Origin of the sequence: Nocardioides panacisoli (assembly GCF_039537325.1) — a bacterium.
GTDB classification, from domain to species: domain Bacteria; phylum Actinomycetota; class Actinomycetes; order Propionibacteriales; family Nocardioidaceae; genus Nocardioides; species Nocardioides panacisoli.
The window spans coordinates 26,393-45,085 of the sequence record NZ_BAABAH010000003.1 but is presented as its reverse complement, the minus strand read 5'-3'; the positions used below and the strand labels follow the sequence as shown (position 1 = coordinate 45,085).

19 protein-coding genes are annotated in these 18,693 nt (G+C 71.1%); 10 read left to right on the top strand and 9 right to left on the bottom strand.

The features are described 5' to 3' along the window. Positions 1-58: 58 nt before the first annotated feature. The 6 genes from recA to ABD709_RS05540 are packed head-to-tail and all read left to right on the top strand — an operon-like array spanning position 59 to position 4,242. Positions 59-1,108: a recombinase RecA gene (gene recA, locus ABD709_RS05565; RefSeq protein WP_344773151.1), complete on the top strand. Its 1,050-nt coding sequence runs from the start codon at positions 59-61 to the stop codon at positions 1,106-1,108. Between the two features lie 31 nt (positions 1,109-1,139). Next, entirely contained in the window at positions 1,140-1,679 is a 540-nt protein-coding gene (locus ABD709_RS05560) for a regulatory protein RecX (protein WP_344773149.1), read from the top strand. Next, a complete protein-coding gene (locus ABD709_RS05555) occupies positions 1,669-2,223 on the top strand; it encodes a GNAT family N-acetyltransferase (RefSeq protein ID WP_344773147.1) in 555 nt (184 codons plus the stop codon). The genes ABD709_RS05560 and ABD709_RS05555 overlap by 11 nt, the downstream gene beginning before the upstream one ends. A gap of 5 nt (positions 2,224-2,228) precedes the next feature. After that, positions 2,229-3,083, top strand: a complete 855-nt coding sequence (locus ABD709_RS05550; protein ID WP_344773145.1) for a PPK2 family polyphosphate kinase — start codon at positions 2,229-2,231, stop codon at positions 3,081-3,083. Further along, entirely contained in the window at positions 3,080-3,862 is a 783-nt protein-coding gene (locus tag ABD709_RS05545) for a HipA family kinase (protein WP_344773143.1), read from the top strand. The genes ABD709_RS05550 and ABD709_RS05545 overlap by 4 nt, the downstream gene beginning before the upstream one ends. After that, positions 3,859-4,242: a DUF3037 domain-containing protein gene (locus ABD709_RS05540; RefSeq protein WP_344773141.1), complete on the top strand. Its 384-nt coding sequence runs from the start codon at positions 3,859-3,861 to the stop codon at positions 4,240-4,242. Before ABD709_RS05545 ends, ABD709_RS05540 begins: the two co-directional genes overlap by 4 nt. Positions 4,243-4,262: 20 nt before the next feature. On the opposite strand, the gene ABD709_RS05535 is transcribed toward ABD709_RS05540, so the two are convergent. From ABD709_RS05535 to ABD709_RS05525, 3 genes are read right to left on the bottom strand one after another with little or no spacing between them, the layout of a single operon-like run. Beyond that, a complete protein-coding gene (locus tag ABD709_RS05535) occupies positions 4,263-5,006 on the bottom strand; it encodes a sirohydrochlorin chelatase (RefSeq protein WP_344773139.1) in 744 nt (247 codons plus the stop codon). 46 nt (positions 5,007-5,052) lie between these two features. Next, the gene (locus ABD709_RS05530) at positions 5,053-5,796 is read right to left on the bottom strand and encodes a phosphoadenylyl-sulfate reductase (RefSeq protein ID WP_344773137.1); all 744 of its coding nucleotides are present in this window, start codon (positions 5,794-5,796) and stop codon (positions 5,053-5,055) included. A 16-nt stretch (positions 5,797-5,812) separates the two neighbouring features. Further along, a complete protein-coding gene (locus ABD709_RS05525) occupies positions 5,813-7,534 on the bottom strand; it encodes a nitrite/sulfite reductase (protein ID WP_344773135.1) in 1,722 nt (573 codons plus the stop codon). 303 nt (positions 7,535-7,837) lie between these two features. Here ABD709_RS05525 and ABD709_RS05520 point away from each other — a divergent pair, with 303 nt between their 5' ends. Next, positions 7,838-9,283: a glycine hydroxymethyltransferase gene (locus tag ABD709_RS05520; protein WP_344773133.1), complete on the top strand. Its 1,446-nt coding sequence runs from the start codon at positions 7,838-7,840 to the stop codon at positions 9,281-9,283. Between the two features lie 10 nt (positions 9,284-9,293). Here the strand turns inward: ABD709_RS05520 and ABD709_RS05515 are convergent, their stop codons facing one another. Continuing rightward, positions 9,294-9,986, bottom strand: coding sequence for a response regulator (locus tag ABD709_RS05515; protein WP_344773131.1), 693 nt, complete (start codon positions 9,984-9,986; stop codon positions 9,294-9,296). Next, positions 9,983-11,572: a sensor histidine kinase gene (locus ABD709_RS05510; RefSeq protein WP_344773129.1), complete on the bottom strand. Its 1,590-nt coding sequence runs from the start codon at positions 11,570-11,572 to the stop codon at positions 9,983-9,985. The genes ABD709_RS05515 and ABD709_RS05510 overlap by 4 nt, the downstream gene beginning before the upstream one ends. 139 nt (positions 11,573-11,711) lie before the next feature. Here ABD709_RS05510 and ABD709_RS05505 point away from each other — a divergent pair, with 139 nt between their 5' ends. Then, positions 11,712-13,097: a cation:dicarboxylate symporter family transporter gene (locus tag ABD709_RS05505; protein ID WP_344773127.1), complete on the top strand. Its 1,386-nt coding sequence runs from the start codon at positions 11,712-11,714 to the stop codon at positions 13,095-13,097. Here the strand turns inward: ABD709_RS05505 and ABD709_RS05500 are convergent. Together ABD709_RS05500 and ABD709_RS05495 are read right to left on the bottom strand one after the other, a co-directional pair. Next, positions 13,061-13,711 (bottom strand): methyltransferase domain-containing protein, encoded by a 651-nt coding sequence (locus tag ABD709_RS05500; protein ID WP_344773125.1) that lies wholly within the window; start codon positions 13,709-13,711, stop codon positions 13,061-13,063. The two genes, ABD709_RS05505 and ABD709_RS05500, sit on opposite strands and share 37 nt — an antisense overlap. 64 nt (positions 13,712-13,775) lie before the next feature. Next, positions 13,776-14,201 carry a hypothetical protein gene (locus ABD709_RS05495; RefSeq protein ID WP_344773123.1) on the bottom strand — a complete coding sequence of 142 codons (426 nt, stop codon included), beginning with the start codon at positions 14,199-14,201 and terminating at the stop codon, positions 13,776-13,778. Positions 14,202-14,288: 87 nt separating this feature from the next. Between ABD709_RS05495 and ABD709_RS05490 the strand changes: the two genes are divergently transcribed. Next, positions 14,289-15,275, top strand: a complete 987-nt coding sequence (locus ABD709_RS05490; RefSeq protein ID WP_344773121.1) for a YihY/virulence factor BrkB family protein — start codon at positions 14,289-14,291, stop codon at positions 15,273-15,275. After that, the gene (locus ABD709_RS05485; protein WP_344773119.1) at positions 15,272-16,363 is read left to right on the top strand and encodes a potassium channel family protein; all 1,092 of its coding nucleotides are present in this window, start codon (positions 15,272-15,274) and stop codon (positions 16,361-16,363) included. Before ABD709_RS05490 ends, ABD709_RS05485 begins: the two co-directional genes overlap by 4 nt. 21 nt (positions 16,364-16,384) lie before the next feature. Here ABD709_RS05485 and ABD709_RS05480 read toward each other — a convergent pair whose 3' ends face one another. Both ABD709_RS05480 and ABD709_RS05475 read right to left on the bottom strand, forming a co-directional pair. Next, complete coding sequence (locus ABD709_RS05480; RefSeq protein WP_344773117.1) at positions 16,385-17,296, bottom strand: family 16 glycosylhydrolase; 912 nt, start codon at positions 17,294-17,296, stop codon at positions 16,385-16,387. Then, positions 17,293-18,663 (bottom strand): fibronectin type III domain-containing protein, encoded by a 1,371-nt coding sequence (locus tag ABD709_RS05475; RefSeq protein WP_344773114.1) that lies wholly within the window; start codon positions 18,661-18,663, stop codon positions 17,293-17,295. Before ABD709_RS05475 ends, ABD709_RS05480 begins: the two co-directional genes overlap by 4 nt. Positions 18,664-18,693 lie beyond the last annotated feature (30 nt).

Sequence of the window (18,693 nt, the reverse complement as noted above, 5' to 3'; positions counted from 1 at the left end):
GACCCCGCCGTAGCGTCGCCGATGTACCTGGCTCACACGACACGAAGGACTGAGGCACATGGCCGGTGAGGACCGCCAGAAGGCGCTCGACGCAGCGCTGCTCAACATCGAGAAGGCTTACGGCAAGGGTTCGGTGATGCGCCTCGGTGACGAGTCCCGCGCACCGCTCGAGATCATCCCGACCGGTTCGATCGCGCTCGACGTCGCGCTCGGTCTGGGCGGCCTCCCGCGGGGCCGCGTCGTGGAGATCTACGGCCCGGAGTCCAGCGGCAAGACGACCGTCGCGCTGCACGCGGTCGCCAACGCCCAGGCGGCCGGCGGCATCGTGGCGTTCATCGACGCCGAGCACGCGCTCGACCCGGAGTACGCCAAGAACCTCGGCGTCGACACCGACGCCCTGCTGGTCTCCCAGCCCGACTCCGGTGAGCAGGCGCTGGAGATCGCGGACATGCTGATCCGCTCCGGCGCGCTCGACCTGATCGTGATCGACTCCGTCGCCGCGCTCGTGCCCCGGGCCGAGATCGAGGGCGAGATGGGCGACAGCCACGTCGGCCTCCAGGCCCGCCTGATGAGCCAGGCGCTGCGGAAGATGACCGGTGCGCTCAACCAGTCGCAGACCACCGCGATCTTCATCAACCAGCTGCGCGAGAAGATCGGCGTGATGTTCGGGTCGCCCGAGACCACGACCGGTGGCCGGGCACTGAAGTTCTACTCCTCGGTGCGCCTCGACGTGCGCCGCATCGAGACCCTCAAGGACGGCACCGACATGGTCGGCAACCGGACCCGGGTCAAGGTCGTGAAGAACAAGGTCGCCCCGCCGTTCAAGCAGGCCGAGTTCGACATCATGTACGGCAAGGGCATCAGCCGCGAGGGCGGTCTGATCGACGTCGGCGTCGAGGCGGGCCTGGTCCGCAAGGCCGGTGCTTGGTACACCTACGAGGGCGACCAGCTCGGCCAGGGCAAGGAGAACGCCCGCCAGTTCCTCAAGGACAACCCCGACCTGGCCAACGAGCTGGAGAAGAAGATCCTCGAGAAGCTCGGTGTCGGGCCGCAGGTCGACGCCGAGACCGACCTCTCCGATGAGCCGATCGGTGTCGACAGCTTCTGAACCTCGACAGGCTCGATCACCGGAGCGACCCATGCCGGCGGACGACATCGAGTTCGACCCCGACGCCGACCACGAGTCGGTGGCGCGGAAGATCCTGCTCGACCAGCTGACCGGCCAGGCGCGCAGCAGGCACGAGCTCGCCGAGCGGCTGGCCCGCCGCAACGTCCCCGACGAGGTGGCGGGCCCGCTGCTCGACCGGTTCGAGGAGGTCGGTCTCGTCGACGACGAGGCGTTCGCGCGGTCCTGGGTCGACAGCAGGCAGCGCACCCGCGGCCTCGCCCGGCGGGCGCTGGCCCAGGAGCTGCGGCGCAAGGGCGTCGCCGACGAGACCGCGCGCGAGGTGCTCGCCGAGGTCGACCCCGGCGACGAGGCCGAGGTGGCCCGTGGGCTGGTCCGCAGGAAGCTGCGGGGGATGCGCGGGGTGGATGACACCGCCGCGGCCCGTCGTCTCGCCGGGATGCTGGCGCGCAAGGGCTATCCCGCCGGCCTCGCGTTCTCGATCGTCCGCGAGGAGCTCGCGGCGGCGGGACGGGACGAGATCGCCGGAGCAGAATCGACCCATGACCTCTGAGTCGGCGCCCGTCGTCGCCCTGCGGGGGATGACGCGCGCCGACCTCAAGGACGTGCTCCGGTGGCGGCTCGCGCCGCACGTCGCCCGCTGGTTCGACACCCGCGGCCCGGCGACGATGGCGGAGGTCGAGGCCCGCTACGGCCCGCGGATCGACGGCGACGAGCCGACCCGGATGTGGGTCGTCGAGGCGAACGGCCGCTCGGTCGGGATGCTGCAGGACTACCTGATCAGCGACCATCCCGAGTTCGCCGTGCTGACCCCGGACCCGGCGGCGATCGGGGTCGACTACCTGGTCGGTGAGCCTGCCTGGCTGCGGCGGGGGATCGGGACGGGGATGCTGCGTCGCTGGTTCTCCGTCGCGCGCGCCGGCTATCCCGGCGCGACGACGTACTTCGCCGCGCCCGACCACCGCAACGTCGCCTCGCGGCAGCTGCTGGTGCGGGTCGGGTTCGCCGAGGGCGCCTGGTTCGACGAGCCGAAGCCCGACGGCAGCGTGGCGACCCTCGTCGGTCACAGCCTCGCTGTGACAACGGTGCTTGGATAGCGACCATGACGTCGGAGCCGATGGAAGACCTGCTGCGCGCACCTCAGGGCGCGATCGATCTCTCCGCACGAGAGACGAACGCCAGTCCCGGCTTCGACGGTGGCAAGAAGGACGGCAAGGTCGCCCTCCTCGGCCTGGGCGCCGGCCTCGCCGACCTGCAGGAGCGGCTGTTCGCCCACGGCATGTCCGGCGGCCACAAGAACCTGCTGCTCGTCCTGCAGGGCATGGACACCTCGGGCAAGGGCGGCACCCTGCGCAAGACCGTCGGCCTGATGGACCCCCAGGGCGTCCGGATCACGTCGTTCAAGGCGCCGACGCCCGAGGAGCTCGAGCACGACTTCCTCTGGCGGGTCCACCGGGCGCTGCCCGGCCCCGGCTACGTCGGAGTGTTCGACCGCTCTCACTACGAGGACGTGCTGATCGCCCGGGTTCGCGAGCTGGCGCCGGCCGAGGAGATCGAGCGGCGCTACGACGCGATCAACGCGTTCGAGGCCGACCTGGTCGAGTCCGGAACCACGATCGTGAAGTGCATGCTGCACATCTCCGCCGACGAGCAGAGGGAGCGCCTGCTGGCGCGGCTCAACAAGCCGAACAAGTACTGGAAGTACAACCCCGCCGACGTCGACGAGCGCCAGCGGTGGCCCGCCTACCGCGAGGCCTACGAGATCGCCATCGAGCGCACCAACACCGACGTGGCGCCCTGGTACGTGATCCCCGCCGACAAGAAGTGGTACCGCAACCTTGCCATCGGGCACCTGCTCCACCACGCGCTCAGCGAGCTGCACCTGGACTGGCCGTCCGCGGACTTCGACGTCGAGGAGGAGCGCCGGCGGCTCGCCGAGGAGGACCCGATCACGTGACCCTGTCCAGCGTCCTCCCTCGGGCCTCGGTCACGCGCTACGTCACCCCGCTGCGAGAGGGCGGCAGCCTTCCGGGCATCGTCGAGGCCGACGACCTCGGCACCTACGTCTGCAAGTTCCGCGGCGCCGGCCAGGGGCCGCGGGTGCTCGTCGCGGAGGTGATCGTCGCCGGGCTCGCCCGTCGACTCGGGCTGCGCACGCCCGACCTGGTCGTGCTCGACCTCGACCCGGAGATCGCCCGCTACGAGGCCGACGAGGAGGTCCAGGACCTGCTCAACGCCAGTACCGGGCTCAACCTCGGGGTCGACTTCCTGCCCGGTGCCTTCGGCTTCGACGGCGAGGACGCCGTCGACCCGATCGAGGCTGCGTCGGTCATCTGGCTCGACGCGCTCACCGCCAACGTGGACCGCTCCTGGCGCAACCCCAACCTGCTGTGGTGGCAGCGCAACCTCTGGCTGATCGACCATGGCGCGTCGCTCTACTTCCACCACAGCTGGCCCGGCGGGATCGGCGACCCGGCGCGCTTCGCGGCCCAGCCCTGGGACGTCGCCGACCACGTGCTCGGCAGCGCGGTCGGCACGGTGGGCGAGGTCGACGCACACCTGCGTGCGCTGCTCACCGACGACGTCGTCGCGGAGGTCGTGGGGGAGGTCCCGGAGGTCTGGCTGGACCCCGTCCCCGGCGCCGAGACGCCCCTCGAGCTGCGGTCGGCGTACGTCGAGTTCCTGGGCGCGCGGCTCCGCTCGGACGCCTGGCTGCCGACGGGGGCCCGCACGTGACCGAGCGGCATCCCTACCAGTACGTCGTCCTGCGGTGCGTGCCGCGCGTGGACCGCGAGGAGTTCGTCAACGTCGGGGTGGTGCTGTTCTGCCAGGAGCTCGACTACCTCGACGTCAGCTGGCACTGCCGCGCCGAACGCCTGCACGCGCTCGACCCGGGCCTCGACGTCGACCGCGTGTGCGAGGCGCTGACCTTCGTCGACGGCGTGTGCGCAGGCGACGAGCGCGGCGGCTCGATCGGCCACCGCTCACTGAGCCAGCGGTTCGGCTTCCTCAAGGCGCCGCGCAGCACCGTCGTCCAGCCCGGCCCGGTCCACGGAGGGGTCACCGAGGACCCCGCCGCGGAGCTCGGCCGGCTGCGGACGACCCTGGTCGACTGAGACTTCGGTGCGCCCGTCGGTCAGACCGGAACCAGCTCGACGGCGCCGACGGCGTACCGCGCGAGCACCGTCCGGGCGATCTCCGGGTGCGCGCCGAGCGGCGCGGAGACGGCGACGGCGCCGGCCTCGAGGGCCAGCTCGGTCGCGCGGTCGAGCAGGGTGCCGGGCGCGAGGAACAGCGAGGCGACCGCGATGTGGCGGCGGCCCTCGGCGCGGAACTGGCGCACGGCCTCACCGGTCGCCGGCGGCGCCGCGGCCGCGTAGGCAGCGGTGATGGGCAGCTTGTGGTGGCTGCCCCACACCCGCGCGAGCCGGGCGACGGCCTGGTTGGCCAGCGGGTCGGAAGACCCGGCGGCGGCCAGCACCAGTGCGTCGAGCTCACGGACCCGGGCGGCGCGCAGCGACTCGCGCATCCGCTCGTCGAGGACCTCCAGGAACCGGGGCTCGAGACCGAGCACGTCGGTCGCCGTGATCTTCAGGCCGGGATGCCGCGCGGTCGCGTTCGCGATCGCCTCGGGCACGTCGACCTTGGCGTGGAAGGCCGCGACCAGGAGCAGCGGGACGACGACGATCTCGTCGTGCCCGGCCCGGACGAGACGGTCGACGACCGTGTCGAAGCTCGGCCGGGAGAGGTCGAGGAACGCCTTCTCGATGCGCAGGTCGGGGCGCAGCGCCTTGACCTCGTCGACCAGGGCGGTCACGGTCGCGGAGGAACGAGGGTCCCGGCTGCCGTGAGCCAGGGCCACCAGTGCGGGAGCGGCCATCAGGGCGCCCTCCTCTCGGGGTTCATCGGGGGGAAGTGGGTCGGGATCACGAGTGGATCCCGCACTCGGTCTTGTTGGTGCCCGCCCAGCGGCCGCTGCGAGGATCCTCGCCCGGGGCCACGCGGCGGGTGCACGGCCAGCACCCGATCGAGGGGTAGCCGTCGTACACCAACGGATTCACGAGGACACCGTTGTCCCTGATGTAGCTCTCGACCTGTTCGTCGGTCCAGCGCGCGATGGGGGAGACCTTGACCTTCTGCTTCTTCGCGTCCCAGCCGATGACCGGCGCGATCACCCGGTTGTGGGTCTCGGCGCGGCGCAGGCCGGTGGCCCAGGCGTCGTAGCCCGCGAGCGCCTCGGTCAGCGGCTGCACCTTGCGCAGCTTGCAGCACAGGTCGGGGTCGGTCTTGTAGAGGTCCTTGCCGTACGTCGCGTCCTGCTCCTCGACGCTCTGCACGGGCGTGATCGGGATCAGGTTCACCGGCAGCGTGTGCTTGACGGCGTCGGCCGTGCCGAGGGTCTCCGCGAAGTGGTAGCCGGTGTCGAGGAAGACCACGTCGATGCCGGGGACCACCTTCGACGCGAGGTGGGACAGCAGCGCGTCACCCATCGAGGAGGTGACGCAGAACCGCTCGCCGAACGTCGCCGCCGCCCACTCGATGATCACCTCGGCCGGCGCGAGCTCGAGCTCGGCGCCCCAGTGGGACACCAGCTCGCGCAGCTCCTCCGAGGAGCGGCCCTCGGTCTGGACGCCGCGGGCGGCGCGCGCCCGGGTGGTCGCGGCACTCATGACTCGCCCTGCCCGCTCACGATGCCGCGCCTTCGAGCGTCTGCTCGCCGCGCAGCAGCTCCTCGTCCGCGCGCTGCACCCAGTCCGCGAACGACTCCTGCTCCTTGCGGTCGACCAGGTAGTTGGTGACGACGCTGGTGACGTAGTCGCCGAGCCCGGCGCTGGTGACCTTGTGGGCGCGCAGCTTGCGGCCGAAGTTGGCGTCGAGACCGGTCGCGCCGCCGAGGTGGACCTGGAACCCCTCGACCTGCTGGCCCTCGTGCATCACCAGCTGGCCCTTGAGGCCGATGTCGGCGACCTGGGTCCGCGCGCAGGCGTTCGGGCAGCCGTTGACGTTGATCGTGATCGGCGCGTCGAGCTGCGGGAGCCGCCGCTCGAGCTCTGCGATCAGGTCGCGAGACCGGTCCTTGGTGTCGACGATCGCGAGCTTGCAGAACTCGATGCCGGTGCACGCCATCGTGTTCTGCCGCCAGTTGGAGGGCCGCCCGGGGAGGCCGATCTCGTCCAGCCGGTCGAGGAGGGCGTCGACGATCTCGGGCCGGGCGCCGATCAGCACGATCTTCTGGTACGGCGTGAACCGCGCCCCCTCGATGCCGAACTGCTCCATGACCTCGGCCAGCGAGACCAGGAGCGTCCCCGAGATCCGGCCGACGACCGGAGCGACGCCGACATAGAAGTTGCCGTCCTTCTGCGGGTGCACGCCGATGTGGTCGCGGTGGCCGACCGGCGAGGCCGGCGACGGGTTCGAGACCAGCTCCTTGCCGAGGTACTCCTTCTCGAGGACCTCGCGGAACTTCTCACCGCCCCAGTCGGCGACCAGGAACTTCAGCCGGGCCCGGGAGCGCAGCCGGCGGTAGCCGTAGTCACGGAAGATCCCCGCCACGCCCGCCCAGGCGTCGGCCACCTCGTCGATGGGGATCCAGACGCCGAGCTTCTCGGTGAGCATCGGGTTGGTCGACAGGCCGCCGCCGACCCACAGGTCGAAACCCGGACCGTGCTCGGGGTGGACGGTCCCGACGAAGGCGACGTCGTTGATCTCCGGCGCCACGTCGTGGCTGGGGTGACCCGTGACGGCGGTCTTGAACTTGCGGGGGAAGTTCGAGAAGTCCTTGTTGCCCAGGAAGCGCTCCTCGATCTCGCGGAGGGCGCTGGTGCCGTCGATGATCTCGTCGGCGGCCACCCCGGCGACGGGGGAGCCCAGGAACGGGCGGGGCGAGTCACCGCAGGCCTCGATCGAGTGGAGACCGACGGCTTCGAGCCGCTCCCAGATCTCGGGCACGTTCTCGATCTCGATCCAGTGGTACTGGATGTTCTCGCGGTCCGTGACGTCGGCGGTGTCGCGCGCGAAGTCCTGGCCGATCGTGCCGAGCGTCCGCACGGCCTCGGGGGAGAGCAGCTTCCCGTCGGAGCGGACCCGCATCATGAAGTAGCGGTCGTCCAGCTCCTCCTCCTCCAAGGCGCCGGTCTTGCCGCCGTCGATGCCCGGCTTGCGCTGGGTGTAGAGCCCCATCCACCGGAACCGGCCGCGGAGGTCGGCGGGGTCGATGGAGTCGAAGCCGCGCTTGGAGTAGACGTAGAGGATCCGGTCCCGCACGTTGAGCGGGTCGTCGTTCTTCTTGCTCTCCTCGTTCTTGTTCAGCGGCTCGCGGTAGCCGAAGGCCCACTGACCCTCCGCGCGGCGGGGGCGGGGCACATCGGTGAAGCGCGGCGGCTGGGAGTCGAAACGTAGGTCGGCCATGATGAGGTGCTGAGTCCTTCGAGGGTGGGCGCGCGCGGGACGTGGCGCGGCGGTCGGTCGGGAACGGGACGCGGGCTCAGAAGGGCCAACACATCATGCTGCGGGTGCGCCCGAAGTCCACGTGGCGACGTACCACGAGGTGCGCATGGGTTGCAGCGGTGACCATGTCAAGAAGTCTCACGGTGCGGGACGGCTGCCCACAAATCTGAATCTCATGATGTGGACGTGCGTACCAGATGGTGGACGGATCTCAGGCGCGCCACACGTGCGTTGCGACCCACATCACATCGCTAGGCTGTCGCCATGACCGACGCCCTCGCCACCACGATCAGCAGTGCCTATCAGCAGGCCCTGGAGGTGATCGCGTCGGTGGAGCCGCGCATCGCCGATGCCACGCGCAAGGAGCTCGAGGACCAGCGCGGCTCGCTGAAGCTGATCGCGAGCGAGAACTACGCCTCGCCGGCGGTGCTGCTGACCATGGGCACCTGGTTCTCCGACAAGTACGCCGAGGGCACCATCGGGCACCGTTTCTACGCCGGCTGCCAGAACGTCGACACCGTCGAGGCGCTCGCCGCCGAGCACGCCCGCGAGCTGTTCGGCGCGGAGTACGCCTACGTGCAGCCGCACTCCGGGATCGACGCCAACCTGACCGCCTACTGGTCGATCCTCGCTCACCGGGTCGAGGGCCCGTGGCTTGAGAACGCCGGCGTCAAGAACATGAACGACCTGAGCGAGGCCGACTGGGAGAAGCTGCGTGGCGAGCTCGGCAACCAGCGCCTGCTCGGCATGAGCCTCGACGCGGGCGGCCACCTCACGCACGGCTTCCGGCCGAACATCAGCGGCAAGATGTTCCACCAGAACCAGTACGGCACCGACCCGGAGACCGGCCTCCTCGACTACGACGCCCTGCGCGCCAAGGCCAAGGAGTTCAAGCCGCTGATCCTGGTGGCGGGCTACTCGGCGTACCCGCGCCGGGTGAACTTCGCCAAGATGCGCGAGATCGCCGACGAGGTCGGCGCCACCCTGATGGTCGACATGGCGCACTTCGCCGGGCTGGTCGCCGGCAAGGTGTTCACCGGCGAGGAGGACCCGGTGCCGCACGCCCACGTCGTCACCAGCACCTCGCACAAGTCGCTGCGCGGCCCGCGCGGCGGCTTCATCCTCGCCACCGAGGAGTACGCCCCGTCCGTCGACCGTGGCTGCCCGATGGTGCTCGGCGGACCGCTCTCGCACGTGATGGCCGCCAAGGCCGTCGCGTTCGCAGAGGCCCGACAGGACTCCTTCCGCACCTACGCCCAGCAGATCGCGGACAACGCTAAGTCGCTCGCCGATGGCTTCCTCTCGCGCGGCGCCAAGCTGGTGACCGGCGGCACCGACAACCACATCGTGCTGCTCGACGTCACGTCGTTCGGCCTGACCGGCCGTCAGGCCGAGTCGGCGCTGCTCGACGCCGGCGTCGTCACCAACCGCAACTCGATCCCCGCCGACCCGAACGGCGCGTGGTACACCTCCGGCGTCCGCCTCGGTACGCCGGCGCTGACCAGCCGCGGGTTCGGGCACGACGAGTTCGACCGGGTCGCCGAGCTGATCGTGCACGTGCTCCAGAACACCGAGCAGGGGTCGACCAAGGCCGGCGGGCCGTCCAAGGCGTCCTACGTCCTGGCCGACGGTGTCGCGGACAAGGTCAAGGACGCCTCGGCCGAGCTGCTCGACAAGCACCCGCTCTATCCCGGTCTCGAGCTGTCCTGATCCGGGCCGGTCAGCGCCAGCGGTAGGCCACCTCGGGCCTGCCGCCGGTGCCGCTGTAGCGCGGCTGCCGCTCGGCGAGCCCGGTGCTCGCGAGGTGCTCGAGGTAGCGCCGCGCGGTGACCCGCGAGATCCCGACCGCGGCGGCGGCCTCGCTCGCCGAGAGCCCGTCGTCCGCTGCGCGCACCGCCGCGGTGACCTCGCGGAGCGTCTCCGCGCTCATGCCCTTCGGCAGCGGCGCGGCGCCCGCCGGGCGCAGCGACCCGAGCAGCTGGTCGACCTCGTCCTGGACCACCTCGCGCGGTGAGGACTCGAGGTGCTGGCGGTAGGCGGCGTACTGCTCGAGCTTGGCGCGGAACGTCGCGAACGTGAACGGCTTGAGCAGGTAGAGCACCACGCCCTGCGCCACGGCGTGCCGGACGACGTCGGTGTCGCGGGCCGCGGTCACCGCGATCACGTCGCACAGGTGGCCGGCGGCCCGGGCGCCGGTGAGCAGGCCGAGCCCGTGCCCGTCGGGGAGGTTCATGTCGAGCAGCAGCAGGTCGACCCGGTGCCCGCGCTCGCGCTCGGCGTCGAGGACCCGCATCGTCTCCGCGGCCGAGTGCGCGATCCCGGCGACGACGAAGCCAGGAACCCGCTCGACGTACGACGCGTGTGCGTCCGCGACCCGCACCTCGTCCTCCACGACCAGGACCCGCACCGTCATGCCGGCACCCCCTGACCGACGGTGACGGTGAACCGGGCGCCGCCGAGGTCGGACCGCTCGATCCGGACGTCGCCGTGGTGCCGGCGGGCGGCCTGCACGACGAGCGCCAGCCCGAGCCCGCGGCCCGCGCCGGGCGCCGCCTTCGTGGTCCAGCCGCGCTCGAGGACGCGCGCCGCCGCGTCCTCGTCGAGACCGGCCCCGCTGTCGTCGACGGCGATCGTCAGGCCGCCTGCACCGCCCTCGACGTGCACGCGGACCCGTCGCCGCTCGGCGCCCGTCACCGCGTCGAAGGCGTTGTCGACGAGGTTGCCGAGGACGGTGACCAGGTCGCGCCGGGACAGCTCGCCCACGTCCGGAAGGCTGCCGGTCACCTCCAGCTCGATGCCGCGCTCGGCCGCCTCGGCCGACTTGCCCAGCAGCAGCGCCGCGACCACCGGGTCGTCCGCGGCGTCGAGCACGCGGTCGGCGAGGAGCTGCGCGACGTGCAGCTCCTCGGTGGCGAAGTCGACGGCCTCCTCGGGTCGGCCCATCTCGATGAGCGACACCACCGTGTGCAGCCGGTTCGCCGCCTCGTGGTTCTGGGAGCGCAACGAGTCCGTCAGCCGGTGGACGAGCTCGAGCTCGCCGGTCACCGAGCGCAGCTCGGTGTGGTCGCGCAGGCTGACCACGGAGCCCACCTCGCGTCCCTCCCACACGGCCGGTGCGGTCGAGACGACGAGCATCCGGTCGCTGGCGAGGTACAGGTCGTCGGACTCCGCTGTCCGGCCGAGCGCCGCCGCGACCAGCCCGGGGGCGAGACCGAGGTCGTGGACCCGGCGGCCGACCACGTCGTCGGGCAGGTCGAGCAGCCGCCTCGCCTCGTCGTTGACCAGCTCCACCCGACCGTCGAGGTCCAGGAGGAGGAGCCCCTCCCGGACGGCGTGGAGGACGGCGGAGTAGTACTCGTACATCCGCGCCAGCTCGCGCTCGCCGAGGCCGTGGGTCTGCCGGCTCAGCCGCCGGTTGATCAGCCAGGCGCCGACCATGCCGGTCAGCAGCACGACCGCCGCGGAGAGCGCGATGAGCACGAGGTCCTGCCGCAGCTGCCGATCGATCGTGGAGACGGTGATGCCGACCGAGACCAGCGCGACGACCCGGTCGCCGTCGCGGACGGGCACCACGGCACGCATCGACGGTCCGAGCGTCCCCGTGTACTGCTGGGTGAACACCCCGCCCTCCGGGGCGTCGCCGAGGTCGCCGACGAAGGGCTTCCCGATGTTGGCCGGGTCGGGATGGCAGTAGCGGGTCCGGTCCAGCGCCATCACCACCACGAAGTCCACCTCCGTGTCCTTGCGGACGTCCTCGCAGTAGGGCTGCAGCGCCGTGGAGGGGGCCGGTCCGTCGAGCGCCTGGAGCAGCGTGGGGGAGTCGGCGACCGCCTCGGCGACGTCGACCGCCCGGTCGGTGGCGTGGTCGCGCACGTCGCGGCGGGCGTCGTACGTCGCCAGCACGATCGCGACCGTCACCAGGAGCAGCACCACGCCGACCTGCAGCAGCAGGACCTGGCGGGCGACCGATAGCCCGGCGAGCGGACGAGGGCGGCGCACGACGACATTGAACCGCAGGCGCGGCCCCGGTTGTGGCGCACGTCACGAACACAACGAACGCAACGGTGACGTGCGTCACGGCGGCCGGGACAGTCGGCGGAGAAGCCGGGTCGGCCGGCAACCAGGAGAGGCCACAGCAATGAGCAGTCACGTCACCACCGCACCAGCGCGGGCCCGCCGGGACCGTACCCACTTCCTCTACCTCGCCGTCGTCGGCGCCGTCGCCGCCGGGATCGTGGTCGGCCTCGTCGCGCCGTCGTTCGCGGTCGAGCTGAAGCCGCTCGGCGAGGCGTTCGTCGCGCTGATCAAGATGATGATCCAGCCGGTCATCTTCTGCACGATCGTCCTCGGCGTCGGATCGGTGCGCAGCGCCGCGCGCGTCGGCAAGGTCGGCGGCCTCGCGCTCCTCTACTTCCTCGTCATGTCGACCGTCGCGCTCGGCATCGGCCTCGTCGTCGGCAACCTGCTCCACCCGGGTTCGGGCTTGCACATCACCGATGCGACCGCCTCCGCGGGGGCCGAGCAGGCCGCCACCGGCCACGCGAGCACCACGGACTTCCTGCTCGGGATCGTGCCCGACTCGATGCTCTCGGCGCTGACGTCAGGGGACGTGCTGCAGACCCTGCTGATCGCGCTGCTGGTGGGCTTCGCCATCCAGGCGATGGGGGCTCCGGGGGAGCCCGTGCTCAACGCGGTCGGCTACATCCAGCGCCTGGTGTTCCGTGTTCTCGCCATGATCATGTGGGTCGCGCCGGTCGGCGCGTTCGGCGCGATCGCGGGCGTGGTCGGGGAGACCGGGGTCGACGCCCTGAAGAGCCTGGCCGTGCTGATGCTGGGCTTCTACATCACCTGCGCGCTGTTCGTGTTCGTCGTCCTCGGCCTGGTGCTCAAGGCGACCACGGGGGTCAACATCCTGTCCCTGCTGCGCTACCTCGGCCGCGAGTTCCTGCTGATCCTGTCGACCTCATCGTCGGAGTCGGCGCTGCCGCGGCTGATCGCGAAGATGGAGCACGCCGGCGTCGACAAGCCCACCGTCGGCGTGGTGGTCCCGACCGGCTACTCCTTCAACCTGGACGGCACGGCGATCTACCTGACGATGGCGTCGCTGTTCATCGCGTCGGCGATGGGCGACCCGCTCTCCATCGGCCAGCAGATCTCCCTGCTGCTCTTCATGATGGTGGCGTCCAAGGGCGCGGCGGGCGTCACCGGCGCCGGCATGGCGACCCTCGCCGGCGGGCTGAGCTCGCACCGGCCCGAGCTGGTCGACGGCGTGGGGCTGATCGTCGGCATCGACCGCTTCATGTCGGAGTGCCGCGCGCTCACCAACTTCGCGGGCAACGCCGTCGCCACCGTGGTGATCGGCACCTGGACCGGCGGCATCGACCGGGCCCGTCTCGACCGGGTCCTCGCGGGCGACGAGCCGTTCGACGAGGCGACGATGGTCGACGAGGTTCCCGCCGACGAGGTGCCGGTCGTCCAGCCGGCGCTTCAGGAGCGGGCGCGGCTGCAGACCAGCAGCCGGTAGGCCCGGGCGCCTCCGCCCACGCGGCGCTGCTCGACGTCCAGACCGACGTCGCGCAGCGCCGCTGCCACGTCGTCGACCGGGCGGATCGTGAACTCGTGGCGGGTGAAGGGCTGCGTCGCCATCCAGTCGGGATCGGCGATCCCCAGCACCGCTCGACCGGACGGCGCCAGCACCCGGTGCAGCTCGGCGAGGGCAGGTGCCAGCTCCTCGATGAAGTAGACGGTGTTGAGGCTGATCCACCCGTCGAGCGCCTCGTCGGGGAAGGGCAGCCGGTCCATGGTCGTCTCGTCCAGCTCGAGCCGCCCGCTCTCCAGGTCGTCATCGTGCATCCGGCGCGCCCGCGCGAGCATGTCGGGGGAGGGCTCGACGCCGTAGACCCTGCCGTCCTGGCCGACCGCGTCGAGGAGCAGGTCGAGCCCGAGCCCGCCGCCGAACCCGATGTCGGCCACCCGCTCGCCGCCGGAGAGCTCGAGCGCCTCGACCGCCGCTGCGATCACTCCCGCGTTGCCCTTGTTCAGCATCCGGGCGACGAACCCGCCCAGCACCCCGGAGGGTCCGCTCAGCTGCCGGCTGAGCGTGCGCAGGAGGAAGTCCGGTACGGGGATCCGGGGCATCGTCCGACTATCGCAGGTCACCGCGGCGAAGGGATGCGATTGCAGATGACCACCGGCCCGGCGGTCACGCCGACCGTGGGAGCACCTCGTCCATCGGGGCCGGGACGATCGCGGTGTCCGTCCCGACGTGGATGAGCTCGAGACGTACGCCGGCGTCGGTCGCCGCGGCGTACAGCTCACGGCAGGACGAGCGGTCCGCCTCGGTCAGCGTGGCTCCTCCGGGGCGGGCGAACATCAGGGCGGCGCTGCCCGTCTCCAGCAGATGGCCGAGCAGGTGCAGTACCGCGACCGCGTCCTCACGGGTGAGGGCGCCGGGCATCTCGTCGACCTCGACGAGATGGGGGAGCGACCGGCCGTCGTCCTCGACGAGGATGATGTGGAGACGGTTGGTGTGCCAGCCGAGCGGCTGCATCAGCGTGCGCCACATGGTGGTGACGTCGGCGTCGCAGGTGATCGCGGGGCGGAAGGGTTCCCGAGAGACGTTGGTCATACCGACATGGTGGGCCGAGCGAGGGCCGTCGCGTCAGCCCTTGCTCGTGGCCTGTGGACAACCGCCGCTGCGGCTAGGTTTGCGCCCGTGCAACCGGAGGAGTCGGCGGAGGCGGAGCCTGCCGCCAGCGTTCCCCGACGCATCCTGCACACGATCTGGCGGCTGGTCGTCACGACCGTGTCGTCCTGCCTGAGGTACCGGGTCACCGGGCTCGCGGCGGAGGGCGCGTTCTTCGCGGTGGTGTCCGTGCCGCCGCTGATCTTCGCGCTCGCCGGCGCCGTGGGTTATGTGTCGCGGACGTTCTCGGCGGACCAGGTCGAGGAGCTCCGGCGCTCGATCGTCGACCTGTCCTCGTCGTTCCTGACCGACCGCGCGGTCGACAAGGTGATCGAGCCGACGCTGGACGACGTGCTCGGCGGCGGCCGCTTCGACGTCGTGTCGCTCGGCTTCGTGCTCGCGCTCTGGTCGGGCTCGCGGGCGCTCAACGTGTTCGTCGACACCATCACGATCATGCACGGGCTCGGCGGCCACCGCGGGATCATCAAGACCCGGGCGCTCGCTTTCGTCCTCTACATCCTCGCGGTCGTCACCGGCGCGGTCTCGATCCCGCTCGTCGTGGCCGGACCGAAGCTGGTCCGGACCTGGCTGCCCAACCGCGCCGACGTCCTGATGACCTTCTACTGGCCGATCGTCGTCGTCATCTGCATCTGCTTCCTCGCGACGCTGTACCACGTGTCCGTGCCGGTGCGGACGAGCTGGAGCTTCAACCTGCCCGGCGCGACGTTCTCGCTCGTCGCCTGGATCCTCGGCTCGTGGATCCTGCGCTGGGTGCTGACGGTCACGGCCCACGACTCCCGCTCCATCTACGGCCCGCTCGCGGCGCCGATCGCGGTCCTGCTGTGGCTCTACATCCTCGCGCTCGCCGTGCTCGTCGGCGCCGCGGTCAACGCCGCCTTCGACACCGTCTTCCCGCAGCAGGCGACGACCCGCGCGCGGCGGGAGCTCGTCGCCCGGCTGCGCGAGCGCGTGGTGCAGGCCCGCGAGCGCAGGTCCACGCTAGATTCGCCCGAGTGAGCGACGTACCGGCCCAGGTCTCCCTCCCCGAGCGGCCACGCTCACCCGGGTGGCAGCTGGCCCGCCGGCTCCTGGTCGCGCTGGCGATCCTCGTGGGGACCGCGCTCCTGGTGTACCTCGACCGCGGGGGCTACCGCGACAACGGCGACATCTCGGCGGCGCGCCCGAACGGGCACCTCACGCCCGTCGACGCCCTCTACTACGCCACCGTCACGCTCTCCACGACCGGGTACGGCGACATCGCGCCGGTCAGCGAGACCGCCCGAGTGGTCAACGCCCTCATCGTCACGCCGCTCCGCATCGCGTTCCTCGTGGTCCTGATCGGCACCACCATCGAGGTCCTCGCGCAGCGCAGCAGGGACCTGTTCCGGATCGGCCGCTGGAGGAGAAACATGGGACAACACGTCGTGATCGTGGGCTACGGGACCAAGGGCCGCAGCGCCGTCGAGACGCTCGTCAACAACGGCATCAACCGGGACAGCATCGTGGTCGTCGACCCGAGCCCGCAGGCGCTCGCCGACGCGCACACCGACCAGCTCGCGGTCGTCAGCGGCGACGCGACCCGTCGCGACGTGCTGCGTCGCGCCGGCGTCGCGACCGCCGACCAGGTCATCGTCACCACCGCGCGCGACGACACCAACGTGCTCGCCACGCTCACCGTCCGCCAGCTCAACCCCGACGCCAAGATCGTCGCCGCCGTGCGCGAGCAGGAGAACGCCGCGCTGATGCGCCAGTCCGGGGCCAACTCGGTCATCATCTCCGCCGACGCGGTCGGCCGGCTGCTGGGCCTCTCCACGCTGTCGCCGACGATGGGCTCGGTCATGGAGGACCTGCTGACCTACGGCGAGGGCCTCGAGGTCGCCGAGCGCGAGCTGCTCGTCAACGAGGTGGGCCGGCAGCCGCAGACCCTGCCCGACCAGGTCATCGCGGTCGTGCGCGACGAGAAGGTCTACCGGTACTTCGACCCCGTCGTCGCCCTGCTCGCGCGCGGCGACCGACTGGTCGTCGTACGGCCGGCCAAGGAGCAGCCGTGGGCACCGCGCCCCGGCACCCACAACGAGGACTTCGCCGTCGAGGACGACGCCTGACGCACCGTTGCGAGGAGGCCCTCAGCAGCTGAAGTGCTGGGTTCCGGTGTTGAGCGACGCACCGTTCTTCGGGTGCTGGCCGTGGTCGATCGGGAAGCCGCGCATCCAGTCGAAGAGCGCGTAGGTGTGCCGCATCTCGTTGTTCCCGTTGCCGATCAGCGAGAGCCGGATGGTCAGCGGGACACCCGGGACGGCGGCCTTGTCCTTGGTCGTCCCGACCGGCTTGCCGTCGATGAACCAGGTGATGTGGTCCTTGGCGACCTCGACCGCGAAGGCGTGCTCGTTGGCGCGCGCGCCGATCGGGACGCCGGACACGGTCCTGGTCCACGACTTGTCGCCGCTGGGCGAGTAGGCCCCGATGTCGACGCTGTTCGAGGTCGCCGTGACCTGCGCGACCTTGATCGACCTGGCGCGGCAGTCGGGGCTGGTGCCCTCGGGGACCAGGTCGAACCGGACGTCGTAGGGGTCGCCGTCGGAGGACTGGGTCCAGGTGGTGAACCGGACCTCCCAGCGTCCGTAGGTCTGCGGGTTGCCCTTCAGCGTGACGGACGTGGTGCCGTGGTCGCCGTCCTTGAAGTCCGGGCTCACGTCGCGGGGGGTCACCACGCCATAGCTGCTCTCGATCATCATCCCGCCGTTGTGGCGGGCGGCGCGCCCGGAGCCGGTGCTGACGTCGAGCCACTTGCCCTTGCGCTTGGTGCCCCGGGACGGCTTGTCGGTCAGCGCCTCGCCGTACTCCCAGGAGAAGTCGAACAGCGACGGCTGCCAGCCGTACTTCTGCGAGGCCACCGCCTGCCCGGCGCGGGCCGAGCCATGACCGGCGTTGCCGGCGTTCTCGGAGACCTCCGCCGAGCCGGGCATCATCAGCGCACCGACCAGCAGCAGGGCGGTCATCGCCGTGCCGCGGCTGACGCGGCCGAGCAGCGGGCTCACGGCTGGGCTCCTGTCGTGACCGAGGGGACCGAGGCGGCCACCGACCAGACTCCGTTGACCTTCACGAACACCGAGTAGGAGTAGGTGCTCGACGCCGCGACGGAGAAGTCGGTGAAGCTGGTGTCGTTGGGGAAGGGCGGGAAGTCGAAGCCCACACCCCCGGCGGGGCTGGTGGGCGGCGTGCCGCCGTCCGCGCGGCGCACCTTGATGTCGTCGATCAGGCCGTCCGGGATGTTCGGCAGGTCCCAGGCGAGGCTGACGTGGTCGAAGCCGACGTCCGTGGTGTGCACGTTGGTGACCGGCGGGGTGGGATCGGTGTGACCGGTCGCCGTCGCGGCCGCGGTCGAGCAGATGCCGTCGACGGACTTGGTGAACACCGAGAACCCGTAGTCCTGGTCCGGGACCAGGCCCGAGACGTGGGCCGTGCCGCCCAGGCCGACGGTGTCGGACCCGTCGGCGTTCTCCGGGCTGGTCGGCGGCGCGCCCTGGTTCCACGCGACGATGAACTTGTCCGCGGTCGGGTCCGCCGGTGCCACGGCGACGGCGTCGAGGACGGTCGGGTCGAGGCCGGCAGGGTTGTTCACGTTGGCGAGCAGCGGCTTCGCGGGCCGGTGCAGCGGGTCGACGGCCGTCGGGAACGACGGGAACCAGCCGATCTTGTTCACGCCGCTGGTGACGCTGCCCAGGACCGCCCGGTAGACGGTCTGGCCGGTCGTCGGGAGCGTGATCGGGAAGGCCGCCTTGCCGTCGCCGTCGAGGGTGCTCGTGGCGACGTTGGTCCAGCTGTCGGACGGGGTGCGCTGCTGCAGGGTCACCTTGCGGCCCTTGAGCGCGGGCTCGCCGTCGGGGGTCGCGTCGACCTTGACCTGGAACGGCTCGCTGGCCACGGCCTCGTAGGACTTGAACGGCGCGAAGCTCGCGCTGCAGGCGCCGAGGTTGTAGAGGTCGCCGGCGGGCTGGACGGCGATGCTGACCGCCTGGTCGACGGCCTGGAACTTCACGCCGTCGGTGGCGCTGCCCTGGGTCGCGACGCGGACGCTGATGTTCAGCATGCCGCGGGCCGGGAACTGGAAGTTGAAGTGGCCGCTCGCGTCCGTGTAGTGGTTCGAGCCGTCGATCTTGGTCCAGCCGTCGCCCGGCCGGTTCATGTTGAACTCCAGCCAGATCTTGTGCTTGCCGCTGCGTCCGATGTCGCCCGAGAACGTAACCGCCTGCCCACCGTAGAAGTTCGTCGGCGAGATCGAGAGGTGCCCCGCGAGCCGGGTCTCCGACGAACCGGGGGACGCTGCCACGAACGCGAGGCCGAGCAGGCACGCCACCGGCAGCCATGCGATGACCATCCTGGTCAGGAACCGCCGTGGGGGCATCGGCACTCCTCTCTCCGGACCCGAGGCTAG